Origin of the sequence: Streptomyces sp. NPDC056987, assembly GCF_042673865.1 — a bacterium.
Classification (GTDB): Bacteria; Actinomycetota; Actinomycetes; order Streptomycetales; family Streptomycetaceae; genus Streptomyces.
The window spans coordinates 186,452-212,953 of the sequence record NZ_JBHURV010000011.1 but is presented as its reverse complement, the minus strand read 5'-3'; the positions used below and the strand labels follow the sequence as shown (position 1 = coordinate 212,953).

The following is a 26,502-nucleotide window of genomic DNA, read 5'->3' as shown; positions in this document are numbered from 1 at the left end:
GGTCAGCGGGTGGGTACGGCGAGAGGGGCCGGCTTGTCGGCCGGAGCGTCGGAGGGACGGAGGAAGACTCCGGCGATCAGGGACACCAGGGCCGCTCCGCCCATGTAGAGGGCGATGGCGAGCCAGCCGCCGGTGCTGTCGAGGAGCGAGGCGGCGATCGCCGGGGCGAAGGCGTTGCCGAGGATGAGACCGGTGGTGAAGCCGATGGACATGCCGGTGTAGCGCAGGGCGGGCGGGAAGACCTGGGAGAAGTAGGCGGGGACGACGGCGTAGTTCGCGGAGTAGCCGATGAAGAGCACCACGAAGCCGAGCAGCATCGGTCCGTACTGGCGGGTGCCGAGCAGCGCGAACCAGGCGAAGGGCAGCACCACGAGGGACGCCGCGCTGATCAGGAACACCCGGCGTATCCCGACCCGGTCGGCCAGCGCGCCGAACGCGGGGACGCAGACGAGGATCACGGCGGTGGCCGGCAGCAGCACCTTGAGCATCGCGTCGTTGCCGAGTCCGAGGCCGTCGGGCCCGTAGGCCAGTGAGTACACCGACGCCATGGTGAACGACACACCGGCGGCCAGGATGGCGAGGGCCAGCAGGGCCACCTGGCGCCTGTTGTGGCGCAGGACCTCGACGATCGGCAGCTTCGCCACGTCTCCGGCTTCCTTGGCGCGGGCGAAGTCCGGGCTCTCCTCGACCGCGCGGCGGACGAAGTAGCCCACCACCACCAGCACCGCGCTGATGAGGAAGGGGACGCGCCAGGCCCAGCCCAGCGTGTCCTCCTTGGGCAGGGAGAACACCGGCAGGAAGGCGAGGTTGGCCAGCAGCAGGCCGGCGGTGGACCCGGTGTTCACCAGCGATCCGAAGAAGCCGCGCCGGTGTTCCCCCGCGTGTTCGACGGTCATGAGGATGGCCCCGCCGTACTCGCCGCCGACGCTGATGCCCTGAAGGACGCGACAGAGGATGAGCAGCGCGGGCGCCGCGAGTCCCACCTGGTCGTAGGTCGGCAGTACGCCGATCGCGAAGGTCGCGACACCCATCATGATCAGGGTGATCATGAGAGTGGTCTTGCGGCCGATCCGGTCGCCGAAGTGTCCGAACACGACCGCCCCCACCGGCCGGGCGACGAACCCGATGGCGAAGCTGGACAGGGAGAGCAGTGTGTCGACGACGGGGTCCGTGCTGGGGAAGAACAGGGGGGCGAAGATCAGTGAGGCGGCCAGGCCGTAGGCGGCGTTGTCGTAGTACTCGATCGTCGTGCCGATCCAGCTCGCCACCACCGCTTTCGTCCGTTGTCTCGCGGGAGTGCTGGAAACGCTCATCGGATCCTCCAGGAGGTGAGCCACAGATGGTGCGACGCCGGGCCGCGGGAGCGGCCGGAGCGGAAACGTCGGGGAATGGTGGCCGCTCGGCGCCGAGCGGGGCCGCCGCCCGGCGGAAGGGACCGTCGGGGGCGTGGCGGGAGAAGGGGATGTCCGTCGAGTGCTGTGCGGCGGAGCCGCGGCGCGTGGGCCGCGGCGGGGCCGGTGCACGGGATCGTACGGTGCCGGGTGTCCGTACGATGTACGGTTCAATGCACGGGCGTCAAGAGCCGGTGGCCGGAACGAGCAGAGGCGAAACTTTTCCGTTACCCATGGATCAGGCCGGAAACGGAGCCGTCATCCTGATCTGCTCCAGTTGTCTGCTCCAGACCGGTGATCCGGAGGCCGGAACGTACCTTGTAGCGCCTGTTGACACTGATCAGGGTGGCGGTGAGCGGCTCCAGGTGGCGGGCCAGGCGGAGCGGGCCCGCGTCGATCCCGGGGCGGCCGGTGACGGCGCGCGCGAGTTCGCACGCGACGTCCTTGGCCTGCTCGTCGTCCCCGCAGACCAGTACGTCTTCGTGGTCGAGCACGGGGGACCGTCCCCAGAGACTCGCCGCCGACACATGATGGAAGGCTCCGGCCAGTCTGGCCCCGGGGGCGAGACGCAGGGCCTCCTCGGCCGCGCTGCCGTCGGCGGGATCGAGGCCGTAGGGGCCCCGTTCGTCGAAACCGAGCGGATTGACGCAGGAGATCAGGACCTTGCCGGCCAACCGGGCCGCGAGGGAGGCGACCAGCTCCGCGTGGCCCCGGTAGGGCACGGCGAGCAGGACGATGTCCGCCGCCTCCGCGGCGGCGGCGTTGTCCGCCCCGCCGACCAGGCCCGCCACCCCGATCCGGTCGGCGATGCCGTCGGCCGTCTCCTGTGCCCGCCCGGCCGAACGTGAACCGATGACCACGGTGTGGCCGGCCTTGGCGAACCGGTAGGCGAGGCCCTTCCCCTGCGGTCCCGTGCCGCCGATGACAGCGATCTTGTAGAGGGTCACTGTGACTCCTTGTGCTGTACCTGCTGTGCGTGCTGTACGAAGGGGGCCTTCAGCGCCCGGCGAGCGAACTCAGAGCGAGCCGCAGGTCGCGGATGTCGTCCACGGCGTCCAGCGCCAGGCACCGCGTGATCCACCGCTCCCGGGAGGGGCTGTCCCCGGGGCCGTCCCCGGCCGTTCCCACCCGGCGGCGGAACTTGGCCGTCACCATGTCCGTGAGCGCGGGCAGGGCGGTTTCCCGTGCCGCGCCGGTCTCCTCCCGTACGACCCGCTGCCCGTCCGGCAGGTGGACGACCACCCGGGCGCCCCAGTGGTCCGGCAGGCCCGCGTCGAGGTCGGGCGCCCGGCCCAGGACCACCTCCGGTGTGTCCGGGGGGAGTTCACCGCGGAAGAAGGCGACGTCCCCGGCGGCTCCGCGGAGCCAGGCTCCAACGGCGAAGGCCGCGCTGGCCGCCGCTTCGGTGGGTCCTGAGGGCGCCCGGTCGGCGGAGACGAAGCGGGACAGAGCGCTCGGGAGGAGAACCTCCACCCGGTGAGCCGAGCCGACCGGTACCCGGCTCTCGGCCAGGGAGTCCAGCGCGCGGAGCGCCGCGTGCAGGGGGAGGGCGCACGGGTACGCCTTGAAGACGCAGCCGTCGAGGTGGGGGCGCCCCGCGGCCGACCCGGGCGCCGCGGCCACGCCCAGCGCGGCGGCCCCCGGCCCGTCCAGCAGGGTCGGGCTGGCCCGCGCGCCGGCCCTGGCCAGGTAGGCGGCCTCGACCCCGTTCGCCGCCGCGCGTCCGGCCAGCAGATAGTGTCCGGCCGCGAGTTCGTCCTGGCTGAGCAGTCCGCCGAGCCCGGCCGCGGCCAGCCCCAGCGACACCGTGGTGGCCTCGCGGTCGAGGTCCAGCAGGTGTGCTGTGGCGGCGGCCGCCCCCAGCGCGCCGAAGACCGCCGTGGGCCACCAGGAGCGCGCGTAGAGCCGCGGCCCGCCGAACCGCAGCCCCGCCTCCACGGCGACCTCGTAACCGGCCACGACGGAGTCGATGACGGCGCTGCCCGGCCGCCCCTCCAGGTCGGCCACGGCCAGGGCCGCGGGCACCACCACGGCCGACGGCACCACCGCGGAGGCGGGATGCAGGGCGTCGTACTCGTCGGCATGGGCCAGCACCGACTCCACCAGTACGGTCGCCCGCAGGGAGTGTGTCCCGGTCAGCGCGGGCGAGTGCGTGTCGCCCCGGTCGCCGGTGCCCGACACGAGTGCGGAGAGCTGGGCCGCCAGGGGATGGGAGACACCGGCCGCCACGCACCCCATGGTGTCCAGCACGTGCAGAGCGGCCAGGATCCGGGTGTCCGCACGGGCCTTGCCCGGGCCGCGGACGCCGCGTCCGGCCAACTCCTCCAGGACGCTCACCGGCCGCCCCCCGTCGCCAGGGCGGGCAGCACCCCGGAGCCGACACTCTCGATCAGCTCGGTGGGCAGATCGTACGAACCCACATGCTGGAGGAAGACGCCGGTCACTCCACCGGCGTGCAGGGCCCGCAGCTTGCGGGTGATCTCCTCGGCGGTGCCGACCAGGCAGAACTCCTCGGCGAACCGGAGGGCGTCCGCGTCGCTCACCCACTCCGAGCAGATCTTCACGGCCGCGTCCCATTCCTCGGCGTGCACGAGGTCCGGGTAGACCCCGTGCACCCTCGCGGGTACGTCGATCTCTATGCCGGCGAGGGCGAGGGACGCCGCTCCGCCGTTCTGGGCGATCGACGCGCAGATCGGTTTGAGGAGCCGGGCCGCGGCCGTCACGTCGTCGGTCACCGCGCAGAACGCCGAGACGGTCAACGGGATCGTCCCCGCGGGGCGCCCCGCGACGGCGGCCCCCTCCCGCACCTGTGCGGTGGCGCCGGCGAGGGTCCTCGGCGAGACGCCGCTGAGCAGGATGACCCCGTCGGCGATCTCGCCGGCGAGCTGAAGGTTTCGGGGACCGCTGGCGGCCAGGTGGACCGGGACCCCCGGCCCGGGGTCCCGGAGCCGGGATCTGACGCTGCCGAAGTCCCACTCCTCGCCGTCCAGCAGGGCCTTCAGCAGGGTGAGCCCGGCCCGCATCTCCGCCCTGGTGCTCGGACGCATGCCGACGGGGCCGACCGAGCTGTTGCCGACGCCGAGACCGAGGACGAACCGGCCGGGCGCGAGTTCGGCCACACTGCGCGCGGCCGAGGCGACGACGGCCGGGTGACGGGTGGCCAGGTTGGTGACCGCGCTGCCCAGGCCGATCCGCTCCGTGGCCAGAGCGGCGGCGGTCAGCACGGTGAACACGTCCCGCCACAGCAACTGCGAGTCCGGGAACCACACCTGGTCGAAGCCGAGGCGCTCCGCCCGCCGGACGGTCTCCACCAGCCGGTCCGCGCGGTCGCAGGGCGGTATCCGGATGCCGACGCGCAGCGCCCCGTCCTCCGGGGCGGTCATGCCCGTGCCCCGCTGAGGAAGTCCAGGTGCAGCGCGTTGAACCGGTCCGCATGCTCGTGCTGGGGCCAGTGGCCGCACTCGGCGAAGATCTCCAGGGTCGATCCGGCGATGCTCCGGTTCAGGGCGTGTGCCTCGGGAACATCGCCGAAGGGGTTCTCCGCCCCCCACACGATCAGCGTCGGCGCGGTGATTCGGCCCATCTGCTCGGGGCTGAGCAGGTCCTCCAGACGGTTGTCCATCTCCTGCAGACACAGCAGGTTGGGCAGTGCCTTGACGAACTCCGGCTGGTGATAGATGTGGTGGCGGACCTCGACCAGTTCGTCGCTGACGTTCGCCGCGGGGTCGAACATGAGCAGTTCGAGCCGCTTGCGGGTGAAGGCGATGTCGTCCTCCTCCACCGCCTTGCGGGTGCTGGTCCTGATCCGTTCCATCACCGTGGGATTGGCGACGGTACCGCCAGGGGCGACGAGGGTCAGCCGGCTCACCCGGTCGGGGTGGTCGGCGGCCAGCCGGCCGGCCACCCAGCCCCCGAGCGACTCACCCACGAAGTGGGCCCGGTCGATGCCGAGGGTGTCCATGTACGCCAGCACGTGGGCGACGTAGCGGGGGATGCGGTACGGCGCGTCGGGGCCCGCGGTGTAGCCGTGGCCGATCATGTCGATCGCGTGGCAGGAGTACCCGGCCTCCGCGTGAGCCGGGATATTGCGTACGAAGGCTTCCAGGTGTCCGCTGGTGCCGTGCAGGAATATCACGGCCTCGCCGGAGCCCGCTTGGAGCGACCGGGTGCGAATTCCCTCCGCGTCCACGTAGGCGAGACGGAATTCCACCCCGGCCAGATCGGTCCAGATACTCATCGGTTCTTCTCCTTGGTTTGCGGCTTGCGGAAGTTATGAACGGGGTTCCAGAACGGCGACGCCCATTCCGGTGAGCCAGTCGTCCATCGCGGCATAGGCCAGAGTGCGTCCCTCGCACGGTCCGAGAGCCGCCGTCATCGCTATCCACGAACGGATCTCCTGGGCTCCGTTGCCGGCCTCGGCGGCAACCTCTTCGGAGGTGAGGGAGAGGAGCGGACTCAGGTCGCCCGTCTCGACCAGCGAGAGAAAGCGCTCGTCGAAACCCTGGTTGATCCGCGGCCGGGCGGCCCGGATGATCTCGCGGCGGCGCACCTCGTACTCGCTCCACGAGTCGCGTCCGTTCAGCCATGCCTCGACCAGGAAGCGGTCGTCGTCGCTGAGCGCGTCGAACCACGCGGGCCAGGGCAGCTGATGGGACAGCCCGCCGGAGGCGATCACCGCCACTCTCTTGGCATCGCCGTCGTCGCGTACGGAGGCGCCGATCGCCTGCCCCAGCGCGTGGCAGCGGGCCAGCGAGGGCAGCGGCGGCGCGAACATGTTGATCACCACGGGCACCACGGGGACGTCCAGCTCGGGCAGCAGATGCTGAAGGCTGTGGGTGATGCCGTGGTCCACCGTCAGCCGCAGCGAGAAGGCCGGGTCGAAATCCTTCCGCACCAGTGAGTCCACCATGTGGCGTGCCAGGGCGGTGTCCACCGGCAGCGGCCCGGCCGGCGTTCCGGCCTCGCCCGCCCCCAGCACCTCGCCGACGCCGACAGTGATCGCGGGCATCATATCGAGGAAGAATCCACGGAAGTGGTTCGAGCCGATGATCACCACCGCGTCGGGACGGGCCTCGGCCAGCGCCTCGCGCGCCTCGGCCAGTCCGTCGCGGAACCGGTGCGCGCCTTCGAGGTGGTCCACCTCCGCCCAATGCGTGTTCATCAGGGTGCTGTGAGAGGCACCCACTCCGAGGACCACAGAACTCATCTGCTCTTCCTTTCGGGGGCGATGCGGCGAGGTGACCGGCATCGACGGGGCGAGAGGAACCGGCGAGGCGAGAGGAACCGGCGAGGCGGCAGGCGTCCCGCCGGTCACATCGCATCGCGATGTCGTGATCCCTCCGCCATGCGCGCAATTCCCGGATAGAAGGAACGGGAATTTCCCGGACGGCCCGTACCGAACAGTGCCTTCGCCGGAGTTATCAGTTCATTGCAACGTACCGTACATAGTACGGATGTTAAAGAGGTGCGGTGGTGGTAGCGACCGTCCCCGGAACCGGACGGTCAGGACGCGGGGTCCGCCCGGCTCACCAGGTCCAGCGCGACGTCCGTGATCATGTCCTCCTGGCCGCCGACCATCCTGCGGCGGCCGACCTCGACCAGGATCGCCCGGGTGTCCACTCCGTACCGGGCGGCGGCCGCCTCGGCATGGCGCAGGAAACTGGAGTACACCCCCGCGTAGCCCAGCGTGAGGGTCTCGCGGTCGACGCGGACCTCCCGGTCCTGCAACGGGCGGACGAGGTCGTCCGCCGCGTCCATGAGGGGGAACAGATCGCAGCCGTGTTCCCAGCCCATCAGGTCGGCCACCGCGATGAACGCCTCCAGCGGGCAGTTGCCGGCGCCGGCGCCCTGGCCGGCGAGGGAGGCGTCCACCCGGGTGACACCGTGTTCCACGGCGACCACGGTGTTGGCCACCCCGAGGGCGAGATTGTGGTGGGCGTGGATGCCGAGTTCGGTGGCGGGGTCGAGGGCGTCACGGTAGGCCCGCAGGCGGGTACGGACGCCGTCCATCGTCAGGCGGCCGCCGGAGTCGGTGACGTAGACACACTGCGCGCCGTAGGACTCCATGAGCCGGGCCTGACGCGCCAGTTCGGCCGGCTCCGCCATGTGCGACATCATCAGGAAACCGGCGACGTCCATGCCCAGGGAACGGGCGGCCGCGATGTGCTGGGCGGAGATGTCGGCCTCGGTGCAGTGGGTGGCGATGCGCACGGAACGTACGCCGAGGCGGTGTGCCTGCTCCAGATCGCGCACCGTGCCGATGCCCGGCAGCAGCAGGGTGGTGGGAATCGCGGTGCTGGTGGCGCCGACGACGGCCTCGATCCACTCCCAGTCGGTGTGGGCGCCCACACCGTAATTGATGCTGGAGCCGGCCAGACCGTCGCCGTGGGCGATCTCGATCGCCGCCACACCGGCGGCGTCGAGCACGGCGGCTATGCCGCGGGCCTGTTCGACGGTGTAACGGTGCCGCACGGCGTGCATGCCGTCCCGAAGGGTGACGTCCTGGACGTACAGGACGGGCGTGGGGGAGGCCGCGGTCGTAGGGGACCCGGAGTCGGTCGTGGTCATCGCGCGGCCCCTTCGCCGGAACGGTGTACGGCCATGCGTTCCGCGGTGCGCAGCGCGGCCGAGGTCATGATGTCGAGGTTGCCGGCGTACGCGGGAAGGTGGTGGGCGGCGCCCTCGACCTCAAGGAAGACCGAGACCTTCACCGCGTCGGTGCGGGCGGCGCCGGCGGGCAGCCAGGACCGCAGCGGATCGTCGGCCCGCACCGGGTCGAACTGCACCTTCTGCTTGAGGCGGTAGCCGGGCACGTACGCCTGGACACGGCCGACCATGTCCGCCACGGAAGCCGCCACCGCCCCGGTGTCGCACTCCGAGACCAGGCAGTGCACGGTGTCGCGCATGATCAGCGGTGGCTCCGCCGGGTTGAGGATGATGACGGCCTTGCCACGGGCGGCGCCGCCGACGGCCTCGACGGCGGAGGCGGTGGTCTCGGTGAACTCGTCGATGTTCGCCCGGGTGCCGGGGCCCGCCGACCGGGACGCGATGGAGGCGACGATCTCCCCGTAGTGGACGGCGGTGACCGCGCTGACGGCGGCGACGATCGGGATCGTGGCCTGGCCGCCGCAGGTGACCATGTTGACGTTCCGCGCCCGGAGGTGGGCGTCGCCGTTGACCGGGGGCACCACGTACGGGCCGATGGCCGCCGGTGTGAGGTCGACGACGGTACGGCCGAGAGCGCCCAGCACGTCGTCGTGGCGCCGGTGCGCGCCGGCGGAGGTGGCGTCGAAGACGATCTCCACGTCCGCGAACTCGTCCATCTCCAGCAGTCCGTCGACTCCCCGGTGGGTGGTGGCCACCTTCAGGCGCCGGGCCCGGGCCAGGCCCTCGGAGTCGGGATCGATGCCGGCCATGGCCACGACCTCCAGGCGCTCGGAGAGCCGGAGTACCTTGATCATCAGATCGGTGCCGATGTTGCCGGACCCGATGATGGCCACCCTGGGGCGCCTGCTCGTGTCTCCGCTCACCGCTCTTCTCCTTCCGTGGCGAACCCGACCCGTACGGAGCCCAGGGTCGAGATACGTGCTTCGAACACATCGCCGGGGACAGCGGGCGTCATCGGTCCGAGCGCTCCGGTGAGTACGAGGTCACCGGCCCTGAGCGGATCCCCCAGCCCGGCCAGGGTCGAGGCGAGCCAGGCGACGGCGCTGAGCGGACTTCCCAGGCAGTCGGCGCCGCTTCCCCGGGAGACGACCTCGTCGTTGCGCGTCATCGTCATCCGCACCGAGGGCAGGTCCAGCTCGCTCAGCGGCAGCGGGGCACCGCCCAGGACGTAGAGCCCGCAGGACGCGTTGTCGGCGACGGTGTCGACGATGGAGATGTCCCAGCCGCGCACCCGGCTGTCGACGATCTCCAGCGCGGGCAGCGCGACGTCGGTGGCCCGCACCACGTCGGCCACGGTGCACCGCGGGTGCGGCAGGTCGCCGCCCAGGACGAGCGCCACCTCGGCCTCGACCTTGGGCTGGATCAGCCGGCCGGCCGGCACCACGCCGCCCTCCGCCACCTCCATGTCCGCGAACAGCACCCCGAAGTCGGGCTGACCGACCCCGAGCTGGGACTGCACGGCCCGGGAGGTGAGGCCGATCTTGCGCCCCACCGCCCGTCGTCCGGCCGCCAGGCCGTGCCGGACGTTGAGCCGCTGTACGGCGTACGCGCTCTCGATGTCGCCGTCGTCGAACAGCACACGCACCGGATCGCAGGCGGTCCGCGACCGGGTCGCGTACGCCAGCACGCCGGCGGCCTGCACCACGGCCGGGGATGCGGAGTCCGGTGGAACGGCGGGGGGTGCGATGGGCACGGGCTACCTCCAGGGACGAGTGAGGACCGAGGCCGTCGGTGCCCTCGATGTGGCCTCCGGTATAGACGCATCGTCCGTGGTGAGCCAATGTTTGTTCCGTGTCACGGAACAGTGGGGACGGCAACATGCTCGACAAGTGCGCATTGATCCTCAACTGCTTCCCCCCGACCGGAGGTCCGTTCCGGCTCACGGAACTGTCGGAGCTGACGGGGCTGCCGAAGGCGACCGTGCACCGGCTGGCGGCCGATCTGGTGCGGCTCGGGTGGCTGGAGCGGTCGGGAACCCACTACTACCTGGGCGTGAAGATGTTCGAGTTCGGAGCGCTGGTGCCCCGCAGGCGGGACCTGCGGCACGTGGCGCTCCCGTTCCTTCAGGATCTGTTCGAAGCCACCCACGAGACCGTCAACCTCGGGGTCCGCGAAGCACTGGAAGTGGTCTACCTGGAACGCATCCACGGCCACAACGCGCCCCGACTGCCCTCGCACGTCGGCGGAAGCCTGCCGCTGAGCTGCACCGGTGTGGGCAAGGCGCTCCTGGCCTTCTCCGGCGACGAGCTGACGGAACAGGTGCTGTCCCGCCCCCTGCCGAGCATCACCCCCTACTCGATCACCGATCCCGTACGGCTGCGTACGGCACTGGAGAAGATCCAGGTGTCCGGGCTGGCCTACGAGGAACAGGAGTCCACACTGGGGGTGAGCTGCATCGCGGCCCCCGTCTTCGCGGGTGACACCACCGTGGCCGCGCTCTCGGTGTCGGTGCCCCGCGCCCGCTTCCGCCCCGCGCAACTGGCGCCGGCGGTCCGCACCGCCGCCCTCGGCCTGTCCCGGGTGCTGCGCCACGGACCCGGCGGCGCGGGGGCGCAGGGGTGACCAGGGCGGTGCCGCCGCCCCGTCGGGCGGTGGCACCGGGGCGACCTCACCCGCCGTGCCGCTCCAGGACCCGTGGCGCCCGGGGGCGAGCGGCGGGCGTCGCGAAGGTGGCGGCCACCACCAGGACGAGAACGGGGAGCAGGGCCTGGCGCAGCCCGAAGTGTTCGCCGAGGTACCCGAGGGAGGGCGGCCCCACGAGGAACGCGACGTAGCCGACGGTGGCGGCGAGCGCGACGCGCGCGGCGGAGTCGTCGCCGGAATCGCCTGCCGCGGAGAGCGCGACGGGGAACCCCAGCGATGCTCCCAGGCCCCAGAGGACGGCCGCGGCGGCCGCGACGGCCTGATGGTCGACGAAGATCACAAGGGCCAGTCCCGCCGCCCCGATGAGCGCGCTCGCGCAGAGCGCGGCGGCTCGCCCGAAGCGGTCGACGGCGCGCCCGCCGACGAAGCGCCCGACCGTCATCGCGGCGGCGAACGCGGCGTACACGGCCGACCCGAGGGCGGGGTCGAAGCCGTGGCCGTCCACCATGACCAGCGGGAGCCAGTCGTTCGCCGTCCCCTCGGCCATGGCCATGGCGAGGATGACGCATCCGATGAGCAGCAGCTTCGTGTCTCTCCACACCGGCGCGCGTTCCGCGCCCGGTGCCCGGTCCGCGGCGCCGGCCCGTCTGCCCACACCCGGGGGAACATGGCGGATCACGAGAATCAGCGCGGCGAGGACCACGGCCGCGACGGCCGCGAGATGGACGAGGACCGGGAACTCGACCGCGGTCAGGCCCATTCCGCCGAGGGCGCCGATGACCGTGCCGAGGCTGAAGAAGCCGTGCATGGCCGGCATCGTGGAGCGGCCGAGCAGCCGCTCCACCTCCGCGCCCTCGACGTTGAGAGCCACTTCGCCGCCGCCCATCCCGAGGCCGAAGAGCCCCAGGCCCAGGGCCACGACGAGCCCCGAGCCCGTGCCGGCTCCGACGCCGATGATCCCGGCGCCGGCCGCGACCGCGGTCGTCCCGGCCACGATCACGGGCCGGGCGCCCCGGAGGGCCACCAGCGGGCCCGAGCACAGGATGCCGATCATCGACCCGGCCGCGAGCCCGAACAGGATGAGGCCCATCTGCGCCGTGGAGGCGCCGACCAGGTCGCGCACGTCGGGGGTGCGCGACACCCAGGAGGAGATGGTCAGTCCGGGAAGGAAGAACAAGGCGAAGACGGCGGTACGGCGCAGAGCGAGTTCGGTGGTCATGGACGGTGGCTCCCCAACACATGCGAGCAGAGTGTGTACCATCGTACGCACTAACGTGTACGTCTGTACACACTTGCCTGGGGGTGCCTCATGGCACATTGGACGCGTGAGCGGCACACGACGCGAGATCCCCAACGACCCCGGACGCAAGGAGCGCATCCTGGATGCCGCCCTCGACGTCATCGCCGAGAGCGGGGTGCACCGGACCACCCATCGCAGGATCGCGGCGCGGGCGGAGGTTCCGCTCGGCTCGTTGACGTACTACTTCGACGGCATCGACGACCTGCTCGCGCAGGCGTTCGCGCGTCTCGCCGACACCATGTCCGCGCTCTACCGGCAGACCATGCGCGCCGCCGGATCGGCCGCCGAAGCCGAGGCGGCCGTGGTCGAGTTGATCTGCGGGCCGGCCTACGCCACGGAGCGCGACATGACGCTCATCTTCGAGATGTACGCCTACGCCAACCACAACGAAGCGGTGTCTGTCACGGCCCGCACCTGGCTCGCACGCAGCCGGGACAGTCTCGCCCTCTACTTCACCCCGGGGGTGTCCCGCGCGCTCGACGCCCTGATCGAGGGCTGGCCCATGCACCGCGCCTTCGACGGCGCGCCCCTGGACCGGCGGCTCGTCACCGAGACCGTCCACGCGATCGTCAGCGCCGCACCGAACCTCTCCGCCGGCCCACCGTGAACCGGTGGTCCCGCACCGGACCCCCGCCGAGCACCCGCTGAACCCTCGTGGGCGAAGCCTGCGGAGGAGGTCAGCAGGCGTGGTGGCCGGGCGGGCCGGCCGCCTCGGCGATGGCCATGGCGCTCCTGCGGAGGTCGGCCCGGGCCTGTGGCGCCAAGGGCGCCAGGAGTCCGTTCAGTTCCTCCGTCACGCTCTCGTGGAAGGCGAGGGCCGAACGGCGTCCGTCCTCGGTGAGGGTGACGTGGACGGCGCGGCGGTCGCCGGGGACGAGTGAGCGCTCGACGAGCCGGCGTTGGGCCGCCCGGTCGACGAGCCCTGTCAGGTTCGCCTTTCCCACGCCGAAGAGACGGGCGAGTTCCGCCATGCCGTACGGCCGCTCGGCCAGGACGCAGAGCATGCGCGCCTGTACCGGCGTCAGGTCATGCCGCTCGGCGACGCGCGTGAAGGCGTCCCGGACCAGATGGGAGAGCTGGACCAGGGCCAGGGCGTCCGCCTCCGCCGCCGCTGCGGAGCCGTCGGTGGCCGAGCTGCTTTCGGAGCCGCCGCGGCGCCGGGCCCCGGCGGCCACCTGACAGAATCGCCGCATGGCTGAGCACGACACGGATCAGGGTTACCTGCTGGACAACCGGCAATCGGAGTCGGGGACCCGATTCGAGGCCCTCGGCGAGCTGTTCGATCCGGTGACGTTCCGGCACGTCGACCAGCTCGGGATCACCGCCGGCATGCGCTGCTGGGAGGTCGGAGCCGGTGGTCCGTCCGTACCCCTCGGGCTGGCCGAGCGGGTCGGCCCCGGGGGAAGGGTGATCGCCACCGACATCGACGTGTCCTGGACCCGGGACATCGCCGGTGGGGTGATCGAGGTGCTGCGCCACGACGTGGCGGCCGACCCGCCGCCACCCGGCGGCTTCGATCTCGTCCACGCCCGACTGGTCCTGGTCCACGTCACCGACCGCGCCGAGGCGCTGCGCCGGATGGTCCAGGCGCTCCGGCCCGGCGGCCGGCTGCTCCTGGAGGACGCCGACCCGGGGCTGCAGCCGCTGCTGTGCCCGGACGAGTCGGGTCCCGAACAGCGGCTCGCCAACCGGTTGCGGTCCGGCTTCCGCACCCTGATGGCGGCACGGGGCGCGGACCTCACGTACGGGCGCACCCTGCCCAGGCTGCTGCGGGAGGCCGGTCTGGACGACGTACGGGCCGACGCCTACTTCCCGATCACCTCACCGGCGTGTGCCGTCCTGGAGGCCGCGACCGTGCGGCAGATCCGCGGCCGTCTGGTGGCAGAAGGACTCGCCACCGACGAGGAGATCGACCGCCACCTCGCGCACGTCGCCACCGGACGCCTCGACCTGGCCACCGCCCCGATGGTCTCCGCGTGGGGACGCCGCCCGTAACAGGTCAGTCCTCGCTGCGGTGGGTGACCGGAGCGTCGGTGCGGTCGCCGGGGAACTCGTACCAGCGGCGCCGCAGGCATACGAACTCCACGTCGGCGCGGACCAGCCGCATGAACCCGCAGACGGTGTCGGTGAGCCGCTCGTGGGAGCCGGGGTGGGCGAGCCGGCCGTCCTCGGTGAAGGCCTCGTACGCGCGGGGCAGGCTGAACATGTCCGGATAGACCCGTGTCCCGAGGTGTTCCAGCGGGACCCGCAGCGCCCACAGGCCGCGATTGCCGCCGATCATCGACGGGGAGGACGAGACCAGCAGCGCGTGCTTGGTCTTGAACGGCTGGGGCCGTACCCGGGAGACCCAGTCGATGGCGTTCTTCAGCACTCCCGGGACGGAGGCGTTGTACTCGGGCGACGAGATCACGAACGCGTCGCAGCGCTTGATCCTTTCGCACAGGGCCAGGGCACCGGCGGGCAGCCCCTCGGCATCCTCCACATCCCCGTCGTACAGCGGCATGTCGAATTCCCGCATCCTGGCCAGGTCGACCTCGGCACCGGTCCCGGTGATCAGCTCCGACGCGAGCGAGGCGAGCCGCGCGTTGGTGGACCCGGCGCGCAGCGCGGCGCCGAACACCAGGACCCGAACGGGAGCTGATGGAGCGTCCATGGTCATGGTGCGGTCTCTTTCGCCGGGCGGTCGTCCCCCGGCAGTCAGTTTTCCCCAGCCCGGCCCGCCGCACCACACGACACTCTGCGGGCTCCCGAGCGGTCCGACAGGGGATGCGGGTGCGCACGGCGCCTGCGCGCGAGGCCGTTGTCAGTGGTGGCACATACGGTCTGAGCGGTGGGACCGGCCGGACAGGCGGCGGGTCCGTCCTGGGGACGGGACTGCCATGTCAACGGGGTCCGCCAGGACGTATCGGGAGCTACGGCTCCGGCGGCGGCGCGGGGAGTTCCACCGTGAAGACCGTGTTTCCGGGGCGGCTCGTGACGGTGACCGTGCCGCCGTGTGCGCTCACCACCGCCTGGACGATGGCGAGTCCCAGGCCGGTGCTGCCCGCCGTGCGCGAGCGGCTGTGGTCCGCGCGGACGAAGCGGCCGAAGACCTCGGGCCGGAGTCCCGGGGGGATGCCGGGGCCGTTGTCGGCGACCGTGAGCCTGACCCGGGGGCGGTCGGCGTCGGGCCCGGTGCCGGACCGGAGCCGTACGGTGACCTCGGTGCCCGGCGGGGTGTGGGTACGGGCGTTGGCCAGGAGGTTGCCGACGGCCTGGTGCAGCCGGTGTTCGTCTCCCGTGACCGTCACCGCCTGCTCAGGCAGGTCGAGCAGCCACCGGTGCCCGGGGCCCGCGGCGCGCGCGTCCTCCGTCGCGTCGAGGACGAGCCGGGTCAGATCCACCGGGCTCCGGTCGAGGGCGCGCCCCGCGTCGAGCCGGGCGAGCAGCAGCAGATCGTCGACGAGGCGGCTCATCCTCCGGGACTCGGCGTGGATCCGGTCCAGCGCGCGCCGCACCTCGGGTGGTACGGGGCCCCGGTGCCGTAGCGCCAGCTCCGCGTGACCGCGGATGTTGGCCACGGGGGTGCGCAGTTCGTGGCTGGCGTCCGCGGCGAAGTGGCGCAGCCGCTCCTCACTGGCCCGGCGCCGCTCCAGGGCGCCGCCGACGTGGCCCAGCATGCGGTTGACGGCGGTGGCCACCTGACCCACCTCGGTCCGGGGGTCGGCGACCGGGACCGGCTCCGGCATGGCGATGTCACCGTCGGCCAGGGGCAGTTCGGCCACGCTCGCCGCGGTGGCCGTGACCCGCCGCAGCGGCCGCAGGGAGAGCCGTACCCACAGGGCACCCACGACACCGGTGGCGGCCAGGGCGGCGCCGAAGACCACCGCCTCCACGCCCTCCAGCCGGCGCACGGTCTCCTCCACCGGGCGGAGGGGCAATCCGGTGATCAGGACGTCCTGGTCGTCACCCCGTACGGCGGTGAGCCGGTAGGCGCCGAGAGCGGACAGCCGTCGGCTGTGCCCGTCTCCGTCGACGGGCACACCGGCCAGGGTGCGCCGGTCCTCGGCGGTGAGGGGCACCGGGGCGTCCGTCCGGTCCCGTACGACGGCCGCCCGGGTGGTCGTACCGTGCAGCAGGCGCGCGCCGAACGTGCCCTCCGACTGGCCCCGGGTGTCCGGCCGGTTGTCGGAGTCCGGTGTGGCCTCGTGCTCCAGGCTCGCCGCGAAGCGTCCCCCGGACGCGGTGAGCTGCTGGTCCAGTCGGCGTACGAGAAACCCTTCGAGGGCCAGGACCGTCGTGACGCCCACGGCCAGGCAGGCGAGGGCCAGCAGGACGACGAGCCCACCGGTGAGCTGACCGCGCAGGGTGCGGGGGCGCAGCCGCCGCGTCAGGCCGACCGCCCGGGCACGGGCTCCGGCGCGCATCAGGGCGCCGGCTTGAGGACGTAGCCCACCCCGCGCACGGTGTGGATCATCGGGGTCCGGCCGGCGTCGACCTTCTTGCGCAGGTAACTGATGTAGAGCTCGACGACATGCGCGCGGCCACCGAAGTCGTACGACCAGACACGGTCGAGGATCTGCGCCTTGGACATCACACGGCGCGGGTTGCGCATCAGAAACCTGAGCAGTTCGAACTCCGTCCGGGACAGTTCCACGAGAGCGCCGCCCCGGGTCACCTCGCGTGCCTCCTCGTCCATGACCAGGTCGCCGACGGCCAGCAGGCCGTCGCCGTCCGTCCGGCCCGCGGCGGGGTCGCGCGCCATGCCCGCCCTGCGCAGCAGCCCGCGCAGCCGGGCCAGCACTTCCTCGAGGCTGAAGGGCTTGGTCACGTAGTCGTCGCCGCCCGCCGTGATCCCGGTGACGCGGTCCTCCACGGAGTCCCGCGCGGTGAGGAAGAGGACACACACGTGTCCCAGCTCCCCGCTCGCCGCCCGCAGCTCCCGCAGCACCCGCAGACCGTCCATGTCGGGCAGCATCCAGTCCAGGACGACGGCGTGCGGCCGGAAGGCACGGGCGGCGGCGACGGCCTCCGCCCCGTCGGCGGCGGTGCGGACCTGCCAGCCCTCGTCCGACAGTACGCCGGACAGGACCTCGGTGAGGTCGGGCTCGTCGTCGACGACGAGTACCCGGACGGGGCCGCCGTCGTCGCCGTACAGGCGGGGCGGAGAGGTGTGCGTGTTCATGGTGGCTCCAGCATCGCGCGCGAGCGACGGCGCGGGGCGACGGCCGGCTCTGAGTTTCCTCTGAATGTGCACCGGCGGCACCGGCCGGCCGGCGTTCTCAGAGGCTTCTCATAGGTCGCGCTGTGACGCTGGCCCTCACGTCGAAGGAGAGGGGGCCCTCATGACTACGGTGATTCCCACCCACCGTCCGGCGGACCGCGCGGCCCGTCCGCGGCGTCCGCGCTCGATCGCGCCGCTGCTGACACAGTGCGCCATCTGGGTGGGCGCCGCGGGAGTGCTGTTGCTGTGGTGGCGCGACACCACCTCGGTGGTGGGTGCGGCGGGGTGGCTGACCGGCGCGGGCCGCATCACGGGACTGCTGGCCGGATACGCCTGCGCGGTTCTGGTGGCACTGATGTCCCGCGCTCCCGTCCTGGACCACACCGCCGGCAGCGACCGGCTCGCCCGCTGGCACGCCTTGGGAGGCCGCTACACCGTCTCCCTCGTGCTCGCCCACACACTGCTGATCATCTGCGGGTACGCCCTGACCTCGGGCACCGGTGTGGTGGAACAGACATCCACGCTCGTCCTGCACTACCCGGACATGCTCAAGGCGACCGCCGCCTTCCTGCTGCTGATCGCCACCGGGATCGTCTCGGCACGGGCCGCGCGCCGCAGGATGCGGTACGAGACCTGGCACCATCTTCACTTCGCGACCTACCTGGCGGTCTTCCTCGCCTTCTCCCACCAGCTCAGCGACGGCGCGGACTTCGTCGGCCACCGAGCCGCCCAGGTGGCCTGGTACGCCCTGTACCTCGGGGTGGCGGCGCTGATCGGCTGGTACCGCTTCGTGGTCCCCGTACGGCGTGCCCTGCGCCACCGGCTGCGCGTCGCCGCCCTGCGGCACGAGGCACCGGGGGTCGTCTCCGTGCATCTGACCGGCAGGCACCTGGACGAACTGAACGCGCGCCCGGGGCAGTTCTTCCGCTGGCGCTTCCTGGCGCCGGGCCTGTGGTGGGCCGCCAACCCGTACTCGCTCTCCGCGCCACCGCACCCGCGCGGGTTGCGGATCACCGTCAAGGCGGCGGGCGCGCACAGCGCCGCCCTCGCCACACTGCGGCCGGGCACCAGGGTGTGGGCGGAGGGTCCGTACGGCGCCTTCACGGCCGAGCGGCGCCGGTCGGCCAAGGTACTCCTGCTGGCGGGCGGTGCCGGCATCACCCCGCTGCGGGCGCTCTTCGAGACCCTGCCGGGCGAGGTGACCCTCGTCTACCGGGCCCGCCGCCCGGAAGACCTGGTGCTGCGCGGCGAACTCGACGCGATCGCCGCCGCCCGGGGAGCCGTCGTGCACTACGTCGTCGACGAACCGGCCGCGGTCCCGGCGCCGATGACCCCGGCCCGGACCGCGCCGCTCACCGCCCGCGCCCTGACCCGGCTGGTGCCGGACCTCGCCGCGCACGAGGTGTACCTGTGCGGTCCGCCCGGGATGACCGACGCGGCGCGCCGCGCGCTGCGTGCGGCCGGGGTGCCGCGCCGCCACATCCACCACGAGTCGTTCGCGTTCTGAGGAGCCCCGGCATGTCCGCACCCGTCCGCCGAGCCGTGCTGGCCGCGGCGTCGACCAGCGCCGTCGTCGTCCTGCTGCTCTCCCTGAAGCCGCACCGTCCCGCCGCACTCGCGGCGGGCACACCCCCGGCGCCCGCCGCGCCTCCGTCGCGGAGCGCGTCGTCGCACCCGGCGGGCGGGGCGCACCCGACCGGCGGCACCTACACCGGAGACGCCGTGCCCACCCAGTACGGCACCGTGCAGGTCGCCGCGACCGTCAGGAACGGACAGCTGACCGCCGTCAAGGTCGTGCAGGCACCCTCCGGGGACGGCCGCAGCAGACAGCTCGCCGCCACCGCCGTACCCCGACTGACGCAGGAAGCGCTCGCGGCGCACAGCGCGCACATCGACGCGGTCTCCGGCGCCAGCTACACCAGCCAGGGCTACATCCTGTCGCTGCAGAGCGCGCTGGACCAGGCCGGTGTCTGACGCCCCGCCCGGACTGCGCCACGTCGAGCACGTCATGGGCACCGTCTTCTCCTTCGACATCCGCGACCCCCGCACCCCGGCGATCGGGGCGGCCCTGAGGGACGCCGTGGCCTGGCTGCACCACGTCGACGCCGAGTACTCCCCGTACCGCCCGGACAGTGCCGTCAGCCGCCTGGCGCGCGGCGAAGCCCGGCCGGCCGACTGTTCGCCGGAGGTGCAGGGCGTCCTTGCCCTCTGCGAGGACGCGGCGCGGGTCAGCGGCGGCTGGTTCAGCCATCGGCCGGGCGGCACGCTCGACCCGTCCGGACTGGTCAAGGGGTGGTCGGTCGAGCACGCCTCGCGCGTCCTGTACGACGCGGGTGCCCGTAACACCTGTGTCAACGGCGGCGGCGACCTCCGGCTCAGGGGCGAGGCGGCCCCCGGCACGCCGTGGCGTACCGGGATCGCCCACCCGTTGCGTCCGGGGGCGCTGTGCGCGGTCGTCACCGGCCGGGACCTGGCCGTCGCCACCTCGGGCACGGCCGAACGCGGCGCCCACATCGTCGACCCGCACACCGGAGCGCCCGCTACCGGCCCGGCCTCCATCACCCTCACGGGCCCCGGGCTCACCCTGACCGACGCGTATGCCACCGCGGCCTTCGCCATGGGCGAGGCGGCTCGAGACTGGGTGGAGTCCCTCGACGGCTACGAGGCGTTCGCCGTCCTGCCCGACGGCCGGTCCTGGCGGACGCCGGGCTTCCCCGGGCAGGCGTCCCCTCACCGCGATCCGTCCGGGGGCGATGTCAGTTCGTGGCGGGCCGCCGGGCCGCCGGTCGCAGTCCGTCCAGGGTGAGGTCGAGGAGGCGTTCGGCCTGCTCACGCTGTTCCGGTTGGGCGGAGGTGAGGGCGATACCGGCCAGCGCGGCGAACATGTCGGTCGGGCGGATGTCGGACCGGATCTCGCCGGCCGCGGTACCGGCTTCCATGAGTGAGGAGAGGGCGTCCTGGATCATGTCGCGGCTGCCGGCGTACGGGTTGGAGCCCGAGTCGACGACGGCCCGCAGGGCGTCGGCCATGCCGAATTTGGCGGTGGCGTAGTCGATGAAGCGGCGCGTCCACGCGCGCAGGGCCTCACCGGGCGGCAGGGCGGCCAGGAGGTCGGGGACGGCGTCGCACAGGCGGGCCACCTCGTTGCGGTAGGCCGCCTCGATCAGGGCCTCCCGGGTCGGGAAGTTCCGGTAGAGGGTGCCGCTCCCGACTCCGGCCTCCTTGGCGATGCGCTCGAAGTGCGCGTCCAGTCCCTCCTCGCTGAACACCCGCACGGCCGCGGCCAGGATCTTGTCCCGGTTGCGCTGTGCGTCGGCCCTCAGCGGACGCTCGACGGCTCGGGCCATCAGTGACTCTCCCCTCATCGCCATTTGCTAAGTGGAGGAGCCGCCACTTAGCCTGAGTGAAAGTGGCGGCGCCCCCACTTTCACTGTAGGGCATGACGCAGGTCTGCCCTCGTTCCGTCTCTGGAAGGACTCTCGTTCATGTCGGGAATCGAAGGCAAGGTTGTGGCGATCACGGGCGCCGGCAGCGGCATCGGAGAGGCGACCGCGCTGCTGCTCGCCGAGCGTGGCGCGAAGGTGGTCCTCGGGGCGCGCCGCGTGGAGCGGCTTGAGGCTCTGGCCGCCAGGATCGAGAAGGCCGGCGGTGAGGCCGCCTGGGTCCGCACGGACGTGAAGCGGCGCGAGGACCTCTCCGGCCTCGTCACGCTGGCACGCGACCGGTTCGGCAAGCTCGACGTCCTCGCCGGCAACGCGGGGGTCGGCCTGATCTCCCCCCTCGACGACCTCCGCGTCGAGGACTGGGAAGAGATGATCGACGTCAACCTGAAGGGCGTGCTGTACGGGATCGCCGCGGCCCTGCCGGTCTTCCGGCAGCAGGGCTTCGGGCATTTCGTCAACATCGTGTCCACCGCCGGTCTGAGGATCAGCCCGACCATGTCGGTGTACGCCGGTACGAAGAACGCCGTACGCACCATCTCGGAAGGGCTGCGGCAGGAGGCCGGCGGCAATCTGCGGGTCACCGTCGTCTCACCGGGCTTCGTCCGCACGGACTTCGCGGGCCCCATGCCGGACCCCGAGGTCAAGGCCCAGATCCTCGACACGATGGACAGGATCGCGATCCCCCCGGAGGCGGTGGCCCGCACCGTAGCCTTCGCCGTTGAGCAGCCGGACAGTGTCGACGTGGGCGACATCGTCGTGCGTCCCACCGCGCAGGACTGAGGCCGTTGCGGCCGGGCGCGACCGGCGCGGCGGTGGCCGATCCGCACCGATCGCGCGGCTCATGGCGGGCGTGACGACGGCGCGTCGCGCAGTGCCGCGGTCAGCAGCGGCGGCACCACGACGCATCGCGCGGCCACGCCGAGCCGGCAGAGCCCGGGGTGGGCGGCGCGCTCGGCCAGTCGGTATCCCTCTCCGCCCGCGACGCCGCCGGCGAAGGCCCCGAGGCCGGCCGCCAGTCGTTGGCGGCCGAAGACCAGGCACGTCTGTATTCCATGCAGCTGCTCGGTGTGCCGTACGCCGAGGCGGCGGCGCTCTGCCGCTGCCCCGTGGGTACGGTGCGTTCACGGGGCGCGCGGGCCGGTACGACGTTGTGGCAGTTGCTCGACGCCGCGGAACACGCCGCGGCACACGCCACGGGCGCGCCCTGACTGCCTCACGCGCCGCCCTCAGTGGCTCGGCGGGACGTCCTTGACGAACACGACGCCGTCGAGGCTCGCCAGGTGGGCCGGGTCGAGGGAGGCGTAGCCGAACCAGGGGGACGCGCGGGGCGCGGGCGGCGTACCGCCGAGGGAGGCGGCCAGCCGCGGTGCGTCGAGGAGGCAGCGGTCCTCCGGGAGCGCGTACAGGAGTCCTTCGAGGGTGTCCGGCGGCGGGGTGTCCACCCCCTGGTGCCGGATCGTGCCGAGGGCCGTGGCCACGAAGGCGTACTCCTCCCCGAGCCGGGCGCTCACCAGGGCGCCGGCGCTCCACCACTCCACCGGCCCCTGCCACATCCGCATGCCGCTCTTCTCCCGCTGGAGATGGGAGTTGTGGGCGTGGACGAACGCCGGGCCCCGGGCGGCGACGGCGAGGAGATTGTCGGCCATCATCACGTCCCGCAGCGCGCACAGCCGTGTCATACGGGCCGGGGAGTTGTCGGCCATGCCGGAGTGGTAGCGCAGCAGACCGGTCGCGGTGCGCCCGTACAGCCGCGCCCGGTCCCAGTCGTCCCGCGAGGTCGCCGTGATCAGGTGCGGCGTCTGCGCGTCGAGTAGCGCCACCAGATCGTCGGCGAGCAGCCGCAGCCGGCCGGCCTCCGCCGACTGCCCCGTGGACCGGGACGGGTCCGTCATCGCGGCGGGGTCGGTCCACCGGTCGTCGCTGCCGAGCAGGCGGTCGAGTGTGTCCGCGGTGCAGGGGAGCAGGTCCGCGTCCACCCGGGCCGAGAGGTAGCCGTGGAGGGCGGTGAGGGCGTGCCGGGGGCTCGCGGCGTGAGTGATCTCCAGCGGGCCGTCGAAACCGGCGAAGCGGAGCTGTTCGGACGCGGGCCGGCCGTCGTTGTACGCGCGCATCCAGCGCACCAGTTCGCGGTTGGCCGCGGAGGCGCCCCAGCCGTGGCTGAAGCCGCGCTCCATGACCTCGTCGAGCGTGCCCGTGCCCGAGGTGACGTACGCGTCCACGGCCAGGCCCGCCACGCAGTCGCTCTCGATCGCGATCGTCCGGTAGCCCTCGTTCTCGGCAAGCTGCCGGAAGAGCTCGTTGCGCAGATCGAGCAGAGTGTCCTCGCCATGGGTGGGCTCGCCCAGGGCGAGCAGCCGCGGCCGGACCGGAAGGAGGCCCATGACGGCGGCGGCCTCGACGGCACGGATCTCGACGGCACGGGGCGTGACAGCAGAGGTCGTGACGGCAGGGGTGATGTCCTTGATGTCAGCATCCATGCCATCAACGGTATCGTTGAACCTTCGGTGGAAACTTTTCCGCGATAACGTCGACATCATGGGACGGAACCTTCAAAACGGGGAGCGGCTCAGGCCGGTCGATCTGGCGCGTGGGCACGGTCTGTCCACGCAGGCGGTCAGGAACTACGAAGAGGCGGGCATCCTTCCGGCCGCGGATCGCACGCCCCACGGGTACCGCGCCTACACCCCGCTGCACGCGCGGGCGTTGCGCGCGTTCCTCGCCCTGGTGCCCGCGCACGGCCACCGGACGGCGTCGGCGATCATGCGGGCCGTGAACCGGGGCGCGGCCGATGAGGCGTTGCGCCTCATCGACGAGAGCCACGCCCAGCTCCTCGACGACCGGGCGACCCTCCGGGCCGTCGAGAGCGCCCTCCGCGACCTGGAGCCCGCCACACCGCGCGAGCCCGGCGGCCGGTCCGGGCCGACCGCGGTGTCCGGGCCCGGCGGCAGGTCGACCGGCGGCATGTTCATCGGGCCGCTCGCGGGGAGACTCGGCATCCGGCCCGCGACGCTGCGCGCGTGGGAGCGCGCCGGGCTGGTCCGCCCGCGCCGTGACCCGCTGACCGGATACCGCGTCTACGACGAGGCCGACGTACGGGACGCCCGGCTGGCCCACCAGCTCAGGCGGGGCGGCTATCTGCTGGAGCAGATCGCGCCGCTGATCGCCCAGGTGCGGGCGGCCGGCGGGCTGGAGCCGCTGGAGTCCGCGCTGGGCGACTGGCACGGCCGGCTGTCCGCCCGCGGGCGGGCGATGCTGACCGGGGCCGCCGAACTGGACGCGTACCTCCGTGAGGTGGAATCGCGGGGCGGGCACGACGGGCGGAGAATGAAGGAAATGACCGGCGAGAGGAGGACACGGTGATCGTCCTCGGCATCATCCTGCTCGTGGTCGGATTCGTCACCAGCCTCTCCGTTCTGTGGACCATCGGGATCATCCTTGTCGCCATCGGCGCCATCCTCTGGGCGCTGGGAGCCCTGGGGCACGCGGTGGGCGGCAGGCGGCACTACTGGTGACGACGGGGCGGGGCTTCACGCGCGCCGGTCCCGCGGCGTCGTCGCACCGCCACCGCGTTCCCTGTCCCTCCGCAGTGCCTGGTGGACGGCCCAGACGATGGAGACCAGTGGCACCGCCACCACGGCTCCGACCACTCCGGCGGCGATCGCGCCACCGAGCACCGAGAGCGCCACCACCACCGGATGCAGGCGCACGGCCCAGCCCATCACGAGCGGGTGGAGGAGATGTCCTTCGATCTGGCCGATGATCACGATGAGCGCGATCACGATCGCCGCCACGACCGGACCCTTCAGCGCCAGAGCCACCACCGCCGCGATCGCCAGGGCGATCGGCGAACCGACCAGGGGAATGAAGGTGGCGAAGAACTCCAGCACGGCCAGCGGTAGCGCCAACGGCACCCCCAGGGCGAACAGGGCCAGCCCGACGAGGACGGCGTTGGTCGAGGAGACCAGGACGATGCCGTGGGTGTACCCGATGAACGTCCCCCAGGCCGCACGCCCCGCGATCTCCGTCCGCCCGCGCGCCGCGGCGGGCAGCTGATCGCAGAACCAGCGCCACTGGCGCTCGCCCGAGTGGATGAAGAAGACCGAGCAGAAGACCGCCAGGGCGAGCACGGTCAGCACCTCGATCAACCGGCCCACGCCGGTGAGTGCCGTGCTGATCACGGCGGTGCGATGACTGGACAGGAACTGCCCCGTGCGGGCCCGGACATCGGTCAGCGCACCGTGGCTCAACCGGAACGGCGGCCCTTCGAGCCAGCGCTCGATCCTGGACAGGCCCGCGCCGAACTGCCGTTCCAGACCGGCCGTTTCCCCGGCCACCGCCTCACCGACCAGGGCCAGTAGACCGAGGAGCAGGGCGATGCTGCCGAGGAGCGCCACCGCGACGGCGAGCGACCGGGGCAGCGCGGGCGTCAGGAAGTCCGCCACCGGGCGCAGCATCGCGGCGCCGACCAGCCCGAGGAAGACCGCGACCGCGAGATCGTGGAACCGTCCCAGCACGACGAGCGCGCCGTACACGAGGGCCGCCACGAGGAGGATCCGCCACGCGTAGGCGGCGCTCTTCCGCAGCGCGGGGGACATCGGTGATTCCTCCGCCCGCGCGCCCGCCGGGCGCCGTGCCCCGGGGTGCCGCGCCGCGGATCCGGCGGTGCCGCGTGGTGCTGTACGGATCCGCTTCCGGCGGCGCCGCCCGTCATTCGGGAGACCTGGATCCGGAAGATCGGGCTGCGGGTGCGATGGCCTGGGCATTCCTTGCTGGTACCAGACGACCGCGCACCATCCGCGGTTCTCGCGACCGCTCGCGCGGGAAGTCACCCCCACCGGCGGATTCCCCATGGGTGAATCGCCGGCCGGTCCCCGGGCGCGGAGCGCTCACTCCGGCCGGCGGTCGTGGCCGGCGGGCGGACCGGTCGACTTCCGGACGACGAGGTCCACGGACATGTCGAGGCGGACGGGGGCCGGCGAGGGGTTGTCGGTGACGGCGCCCAGGACCCGGATGCTCTCGGCGGCCATGTCCTCGAAGGGCTGGCGGACGGTGGTCAGGGCGGGGGCCGAGGACCTCGCGGCGTCGATGTCGTCGAATCCGACGACCGAGATGTCCTCGGGGACCCGCAGCCCGCGCTCGGCGCACGCCTCGATCACGCCGAAGGCCTGGAGGTCGTTGCCGGTCACGAAGGAGGTCGGGGTCCGGCAGTCGTCCAGCAGGGCGTGGGCGGCGCGCCGGGCCGGTTCCGCCTGGAAGCGTACCGAACGGATCAACGCCCGGTCCGGGCGGATGTTCGCCTCGCGCAGCGCCGAAAGATACCCGCCGAAGCGGGCGCGGCAGCAGACCAGGTCCAGCGGTCCGGTGATGAGCGCGATCCTGCGGTGGCCGAGCCCCGTGAGGTGCTGGGCCGCCAGCGCCCCGCCGCGCCACTGGGTGGCCCCGACGGCGTTCATCTCCGCGGGGGCGTCGCCGATCGTGTCGAGGATGACGGTGGGCAGCCCGGCCTCGGCCAGTCGCCGGCGCACCTCGGGTGGCACGGGGGACAGCACGCACACGGCGCCGGCCGGCCGGTGGGCGAGCAGTTGTTCCAGCCAGTCGGGGTCGCCGTCGGCATGGCTGACGGTGAGCGGCCGGCCGGCCGCGCGGAGCACGGCGGAGAACCCGCGTAGGAGGGGCGCGTTGAGGGCGCTGCCCACACTGCCGAACACCACCTCCACCGACCCGTGGCGCGGCGCGCGGCGATGCCACTGGTAGCCGGTGGCCGCGACGGCGTCCATGACCCGCCGCCGCAGTGCGGGGGAGGGGCCCGGGCGGCCGTTGAGCACCTTGGAGACCGCGCTCTGCGAGACGTTGGCCAGCTCGGCCACCGTGGCCATCCGTACGGTCGTCCGTCCGTTCATGGCGGTCTCCTCCAGC

General features: G+C 72.5%; 28 protein-coding genes. 10 read left to right on the top strand and 18 right to left on the bottom strand.

The window, feature by feature from the left end:
* Window positions 1-2: 2 nt before the first annotated feature.
* From ACFTZC_RS15955 to ACFTZC_RS15915, 9 genes are all read right to left on the bottom strand, one after another.
* Window positions 3-1,313: an MFS transporter gene (locus tag ACFTZC_RS15955; RefSeq protein WP_382889961.1), complete on the bottom strand. Its 1,311-nt coding sequence runs from the start codon at window positions 1,311-1,313 to the stop codon at window positions 3-5.
* A gap of 305 nt (window positions 1,314-1,618) precedes the next feature.
* Entirely contained in the window at window positions 1,619-2,338 is a 720-nt protein-coding gene (gene npdG, locus ACFTZC_RS15950) for an NADPH-dependent F420 reductase (RefSeq protein ID WP_382889959.1), read from the bottom strand.
* Between the two features lie 49 nt (window positions 2,339-2,387).
* Window positions 2,388-3,728: an MmgE/PrpD family protein gene (locus ACFTZC_RS15945; RefSeq protein ID WP_382889956.1), complete on the bottom strand. Its 1,341-nt coding sequence runs from the start codon at window positions 3,726-3,728 to the stop codon at window positions 2,388-2,390.
* Window positions 3,725-4,774, bottom strand: coding sequence for an LLM class flavin-dependent oxidoreductase (locus ACFTZC_RS15940; protein ID WP_382889954.1), 1,050 nt, complete (start codon window positions 4,772-4,774; stop codon window positions 3,725-3,727). The genes ACFTZC_RS15945 and ACFTZC_RS15940 overlap by 4 nt, the downstream gene beginning before the upstream one ends.
* The gene (locus tag ACFTZC_RS15935; protein WP_382889952.1) at window positions 4,771-5,628 is read right to left on the bottom strand and encodes an alpha/beta fold hydrolase; all 858 of its coding nucleotides are present in this window, start codon (window positions 5,626-5,628) and stop codon (window positions 4,771-4,773) included. The genes ACFTZC_RS15940 and ACFTZC_RS15935 overlap by 4 nt, the downstream gene beginning before the upstream one ends.
* A gap of 33 nt (window positions 5,629-5,661) precedes the next feature.
* Window positions 5,662-6,552, bottom strand: coding sequence for a catechol 1,2-dioxygenase (locus ACFTZC_RS15930; RefSeq protein ID WP_382889950.1), 891 nt, complete (start codon window positions 6,550-6,552; stop codon window positions 5,662-5,664).
* Between the two features lie 341 nt (window positions 6,553-6,893).
* Window positions 6,894-7,958, bottom strand: a complete 1,065-nt coding sequence (gene dmpG / locus ACFTZC_RS15925; RefSeq protein WP_382889948.1) for a 4-hydroxy-2-oxovalerate aldolase — start codon at window positions 7,956-7,958, stop codon at window positions 6,894-6,896.
* A complete protein-coding gene (locus ACFTZC_RS15920; RefSeq protein WP_382889946.1) occupies window positions 7,955-8,920 on the bottom strand; it encodes an acetaldehyde dehydrogenase (acetylating) in 966 nt (321 codons plus the stop codon). The genes dmpG and ACFTZC_RS15920 overlap by 4 nt, the downstream gene beginning before the upstream one ends.
* Window positions 8,917-9,750 (bottom strand): 2-keto-4-pentenoate hydratase, encoded by an 834-nt coding sequence (locus ACFTZC_RS15915; protein WP_382889944.1) that lies wholly within the window; start codon window positions 9,748-9,750, stop codon window positions 8,917-8,919. The genes ACFTZC_RS15920 and ACFTZC_RS15915 overlap by 4 nt, the downstream gene beginning before the upstream one ends.
* Before the next feature lie 125 nt (window positions 9,751-9,875).
* On the opposite strand from ACFTZC_RS15915, the gene ACFTZC_RS15910 reads away from it, so the two are divergent.
* Window positions 9,876-10,619: an IclR family transcriptional regulator gene (locus ACFTZC_RS15910; protein WP_382890019.1), complete on the top strand. Its 744-nt coding sequence runs from the start codon at window positions 9,876-9,878 to the stop codon at window positions 10,617-10,619.
* 46 nt (window positions 10,620-10,665) lie between these two features.
* On the opposite strand, the gene ACFTZC_RS15905 is transcribed toward ACFTZC_RS15910, so the two are convergent.
* Entirely contained in the window at window positions 10,666-11,859 is a 1,194-nt protein-coding gene (locus tag ACFTZC_RS15905; protein ID WP_382889942.1) for an MFS transporter, read from the bottom strand.
* Window positions 11,860-11,965: 106 nt separating this feature from the next.
* On the opposite strand from ACFTZC_RS15905, the gene ACFTZC_RS15900 reads away from it, so the two are divergent.
* Window positions 11,966-12,547, top strand: a complete 582-nt coding sequence (locus ACFTZC_RS15900; RefSeq protein WP_382889940.1) for a TetR/AcrR family transcriptional regulator — start codon at window positions 11,966-11,968, stop codon at window positions 12,545-12,547.
* Between the two features lie 70 nt (window positions 12,548-12,617).
* On the opposite strand, the gene ACFTZC_RS15895 is transcribed toward ACFTZC_RS15900, so the two are convergent.
* On the bottom strand, window positions 12,618-13,133 hold the full coding sequence (locus tag ACFTZC_RS15895) for a MarR family winged helix-turn-helix transcriptional regulator (protein WP_382889938.1): 516 nt from the start codon (window positions 13,131-13,133) through the stop codon (window positions 12,618-12,620).
* Here ACFTZC_RS15895 and ACFTZC_RS15890 point away from each other — a divergent pair.
* Window positions 13,132-13,935: a methyltransferase domain-containing protein gene (locus ACFTZC_RS15890; RefSeq protein ID WP_382889936.1), complete on the top strand. Its 804-nt coding sequence runs from the start codon at window positions 13,132-13,134 to the stop codon at window positions 13,933-13,935. The genes ACFTZC_RS15895 and ACFTZC_RS15890 overlap by 2 nt on opposite strands.
* A 4-nt stretch (window positions 13,936-13,939) precedes the next feature.
* Here ACFTZC_RS15890 and ACFTZC_RS15885 read toward each other — a convergent pair whose 3' ends face one another.
* From ACFTZC_RS15885 to ACFTZC_RS15875, 3 genes are all read right to left on the bottom strand, one after another.
* On the bottom strand, window positions 13,940-14,599 hold the full coding sequence (locus tag ACFTZC_RS15885; protein WP_382889934.1) for an NADPH-dependent FMN reductase: 660 nt from the start codon (window positions 14,597-14,599) through the stop codon (window positions 13,940-13,942).
* Window positions 14,600-14,852: 253 nt separating this feature from the next.
* Window positions 14,853-16,346: a sensor histidine kinase gene (locus ACFTZC_RS15880; protein WP_382889932.1), complete on the bottom strand. Its 1,494-nt coding sequence runs from the start codon at window positions 16,344-16,346 to the stop codon at window positions 14,853-14,855.
* A complete protein-coding gene (locus ACFTZC_RS15875) occupies window positions 16,346-17,104 on the bottom strand; it encodes a response regulator transcription factor (RefSeq protein WP_382889930.1) in 759 nt (252 codons plus the stop codon). The genes ACFTZC_RS15880 and ACFTZC_RS15875 overlap by 1 nt, the downstream gene beginning before the upstream one ends.
* A 160-nt stretch (window positions 17,105-17,264) precedes the next feature.
* Here ACFTZC_RS15875 and ACFTZC_RS15870 point away from each other — a divergent pair, with 160 nt between their 5' ends.
* Genes ACFTZC_RS15870 through ACFTZC_RS15860 form a run of 3 tightly spaced genes read left to right on the top strand, consistent with a single transcriptional unit; the run spans window position 17,265 to window position 19,949 of the window.
* Window positions 17,265-18,650, top strand: coding sequence for a ferric reductase-like transmembrane domain-containing protein (locus ACFTZC_RS15870; RefSeq protein ID WP_382889928.1), 1,386 nt, complete (start codon window positions 17,265-17,267; stop codon window positions 18,648-18,650).
* Between the two features lie 11 nt (window positions 18,651-18,661).
* Complete coding sequence (locus ACFTZC_RS15865) at window positions 18,662-19,117, top strand: FMN-binding protein (RefSeq protein ID WP_382889926.1); 456 nt, start codon at window positions 18,662-18,664, stop codon at window positions 19,115-19,117.
* Window positions 19,118-19,151: 34 nt separating this feature from the next.
* Window positions 19,152-19,949 carry an FAD:protein FMN transferase gene (locus ACFTZC_RS15860; RefSeq protein WP_382890017.1) on the top strand — a complete coding sequence of 266 codons (798 nt, stop codon included), beginning with the start codon at window positions 19,152-19,154 and terminating at the stop codon, window positions 19,947-19,949.
* Here the strand turns inward: ACFTZC_RS15860 and ACFTZC_RS15855 are convergent.
* Window positions 19,900-20,490 carry a TetR/AcrR family transcriptional regulator gene (locus ACFTZC_RS15855; RefSeq protein WP_382889924.1) on the bottom strand — a complete coding sequence of 197 codons (591 nt, stop codon included), beginning with the start codon at window positions 20,488-20,490 and terminating at the stop codon, window positions 19,900-19,902. The genes ACFTZC_RS15860 and ACFTZC_RS15855 overlap by 50 nt on opposite strands.
* Before the next feature lie 138 nt (window positions 20,491-20,628).
* On the opposite strand from ACFTZC_RS15855, the gene ACFTZC_RS15850 reads away from it, so the two are divergent.
* A complete protein-coding gene (locus ACFTZC_RS15850; protein WP_382889922.1) occupies window positions 20,629-21,366 on the top strand; it encodes an SDR family oxidoreductase in 738 nt (245 codons plus the stop codon).
* A gap of 158 nt (window positions 21,367-21,524) precedes the next feature.
* Complete coding sequence (locus ACFTZC_RS15845) at window positions 21,525-21,794, top strand: sigma factor-like helix-turn-helix DNA-binding protein (RefSeq protein ID WP_382889920.1); 270 nt, start codon at window positions 21,525-21,527, stop codon at window positions 21,792-21,794.
* Between the two features lie 18 nt (window positions 21,795-21,812).
* On the opposite strand, the gene ACFTZC_RS15840 is transcribed toward ACFTZC_RS15845, so the two are convergent.
* Entirely contained in the window at window positions 21,813-23,063 is a 1,251-nt protein-coding gene (locus ACFTZC_RS15840; RefSeq protein ID WP_382889918.1) for an erythromycin esterase family protein, read from the bottom strand.
* Window positions 23,064-23,121: 58 nt separating this feature from the next.
* Here ACFTZC_RS15840 and ACFTZC_RS15835 point away from each other — a divergent pair, with 58 nt between their 5' ends.
* Window positions 23,122-23,946 (top strand): TioE family transcriptional regulator, encoded by an 825-nt coding sequence (locus ACFTZC_RS15835; protein WP_382889916.1) that lies wholly within the window; start codon window positions 23,122-23,124, stop codon window positions 23,944-23,946.
* Window positions 23,943-24,098, top strand: coding sequence for a DUF6131 family protein (locus ACFTZC_RS15830; protein ID WP_382889914.1), 156 nt, complete (start codon window positions 23,943-23,945; stop codon window positions 24,096-24,098). Before ACFTZC_RS15835 ends, ACFTZC_RS15830 begins: the two co-directional genes overlap by 4 nt.
* Window positions 24,099-24,113: 15 nt before the next feature.
* Here ACFTZC_RS15830 and ACFTZC_RS15825 read toward each other — a convergent pair whose 3' ends face one another.
* Both ACFTZC_RS15825 and ACFTZC_RS15820 read right to left on the bottom strand, forming a co-directional pair.
* Entirely contained in the window at window positions 24,114-25,181 is a 1,068-nt protein-coding gene (locus tag ACFTZC_RS15825) for an AI-2E family transporter (RefSeq protein ID WP_382889912.1), read from the bottom strand.
* 291 nt (window positions 25,182-25,472) lie between these two features.
* Window positions 25,473-26,486, bottom strand: coding sequence for a LacI family DNA-binding transcriptional regulator (locus ACFTZC_RS15820; RefSeq protein ID WP_382889910.1), 1,014 nt, complete (start codon window positions 26,484-26,486; stop codon window positions 25,473-25,475).
* Window positions 26,487-26,502: the final 16 nt, after the last annotated feature.

Excerpts from the sequence above, each read along its gene's own strand:
- ACFTZC_RS15870 (WP_382889928.1), top strand. The coding sequence starts at position 17,265 with ATGACTACGGTGATTCCCACCCACCGTCCGGCGGACCGCGCGGCCCGT.
- ACFTZC_RS15905 (WP_382889942.1), bottom strand. The coding sequence starts at position 11,859 with ATGACCACCGAACTCGCTCTGCGCCGTACCGCCGTCTTCGCCTTGTTC.
- ACFTZC_RS15840 (WP_382889918.1), bottom strand. The coding sequence starts at position 23,063 with ATGGATGCTGACATCAAGGACATCACCCCTGCCGTCACGACCTCTGCT.
- ACFTZC_RS15820 (WP_382889910.1), bottom strand. The coding sequence starts at position 26,486 with ATGAACGGACGGACGACCGTACGGATGGCCACGGTGGCCGAGCTGGCC.
- ACFTZC_RS15860 (WP_382890017.1), top strand. The coding sequence starts at position 19,152 with ATGGGCACCGTCTTCTCCTTCGACATCCGCGACCCCCGCACCCCGGCG.
- ACFTZC_RS15855 (WP_382889924.1), bottom strand. The coding sequence starts at position 20,490 with ATGGCCCGAGCCGTCGAGCGTCCGCTGAGGGCCGACGCACAGCGCAAC.
- ACFTZC_RS15895 (WP_382889938.1), bottom strand. The coding sequence starts at position 13,133 with ATGCGGCGATTCTGTCAGGTGGCCGCCGGGGCCCGGCGCCGCGGCGGC.
- ACFTZC_RS15850 (WP_382889922.1), top strand. The coding sequence starts at position 20,629 with ATGTCGGGAATCGAAGGCAAGGTTGTGGCGATCACGGGCGCCGGCAGC.
- ACFTZC_RS15940 (WP_382889954.1), bottom strand. The coding sequence starts at position 4,774 with ATGACCGCCCCGGAGGACGGGGCGCTGCGCGTCGGCATCCGGATACCG.
- ACFTZC_RS15930 (WP_382889950.1), bottom strand. The coding sequence starts at position 6,552 with ATGAACACGCATTGGGCGGAGGTGGACCACCTCGAAGGCGCGCACCGG.
- ACFTZC_RS15955 (WP_382889961.1), bottom strand. The coding sequence starts at position 1,313 with ATGAGCGTTTCCAGCACTCCCGCGAGACAACGGACGAAAGCGGTGGTG.
- ACFTZC_RS15875 (WP_382889930.1), bottom strand. The coding sequence starts at position 17,104 with ATGAACACGCACACCTCTCCGCCCCGCCTGTACGGCGACGACGGCGGC.
- ACFTZC_RS15890 (WP_382889936.1), top strand. The coding sequence starts at position 13,132 with ATGGCTGAGCACGACACGGATCAGGGTTACCTGCTGGACAACCGGCAA.
- ACFTZC_RS15865 (WP_382889926.1), top strand. The coding sequence starts at position 18,662 with ATGTCCGCACCCGTCCGCCGAGCCGTGCTGGCCGCGGCGTCGACCAGC.
- ACFTZC_RS15935 (WP_382889952.1), bottom strand. The coding sequence starts at position 5,628 with ATGAGTATCTGGACCGATCTGGCCGGGGTGGAATTCCGTCTCGCCTAC.
- ACFTZC_RS15910 (WP_382890019.1), top strand. The coding sequence starts at position 9,876 with ATGCTCGACAAGTGCGCATTGATCCTCAACTGCTTCCCCCCGACCGGA.
- ACFTZC_RS15885 (WP_382889934.1), bottom strand. The coding sequence starts at position 14,599 with ATGACCATGGACGCTCCATCAGCTCCCGTTCGGGTCCTGGTGTTCGGC.
- ACFTZC_RS15825 (WP_382889912.1), bottom strand. The coding sequence starts at position 25,181 with ATGTCCCCCGCGCTGCGGAAGAGCGCCGCCTACGCGTGGCGGATCCTC.
- ACFTZC_RS15880 (WP_382889932.1), bottom strand. The coding sequence starts at position 16,346 with ATGCGCGCCGGAGCCCGTGCCCGGGCGGTCGGCCTGACGCGGCGGCTG.
- dmpG (WP_382889948.1), bottom strand. The coding sequence starts at position 7,958 with ATGACCACGACCGACTCCGGGTCCCCTACGACCGCGGCCTCCCCCACG.
- ACFTZC_RS15835 (WP_382889916.1), top strand. The coding sequence starts at position 23,122 with ATGGGACGGAACCTTCAAAACGGGGAGCGGCTCAGGCCGGTCGATCTG.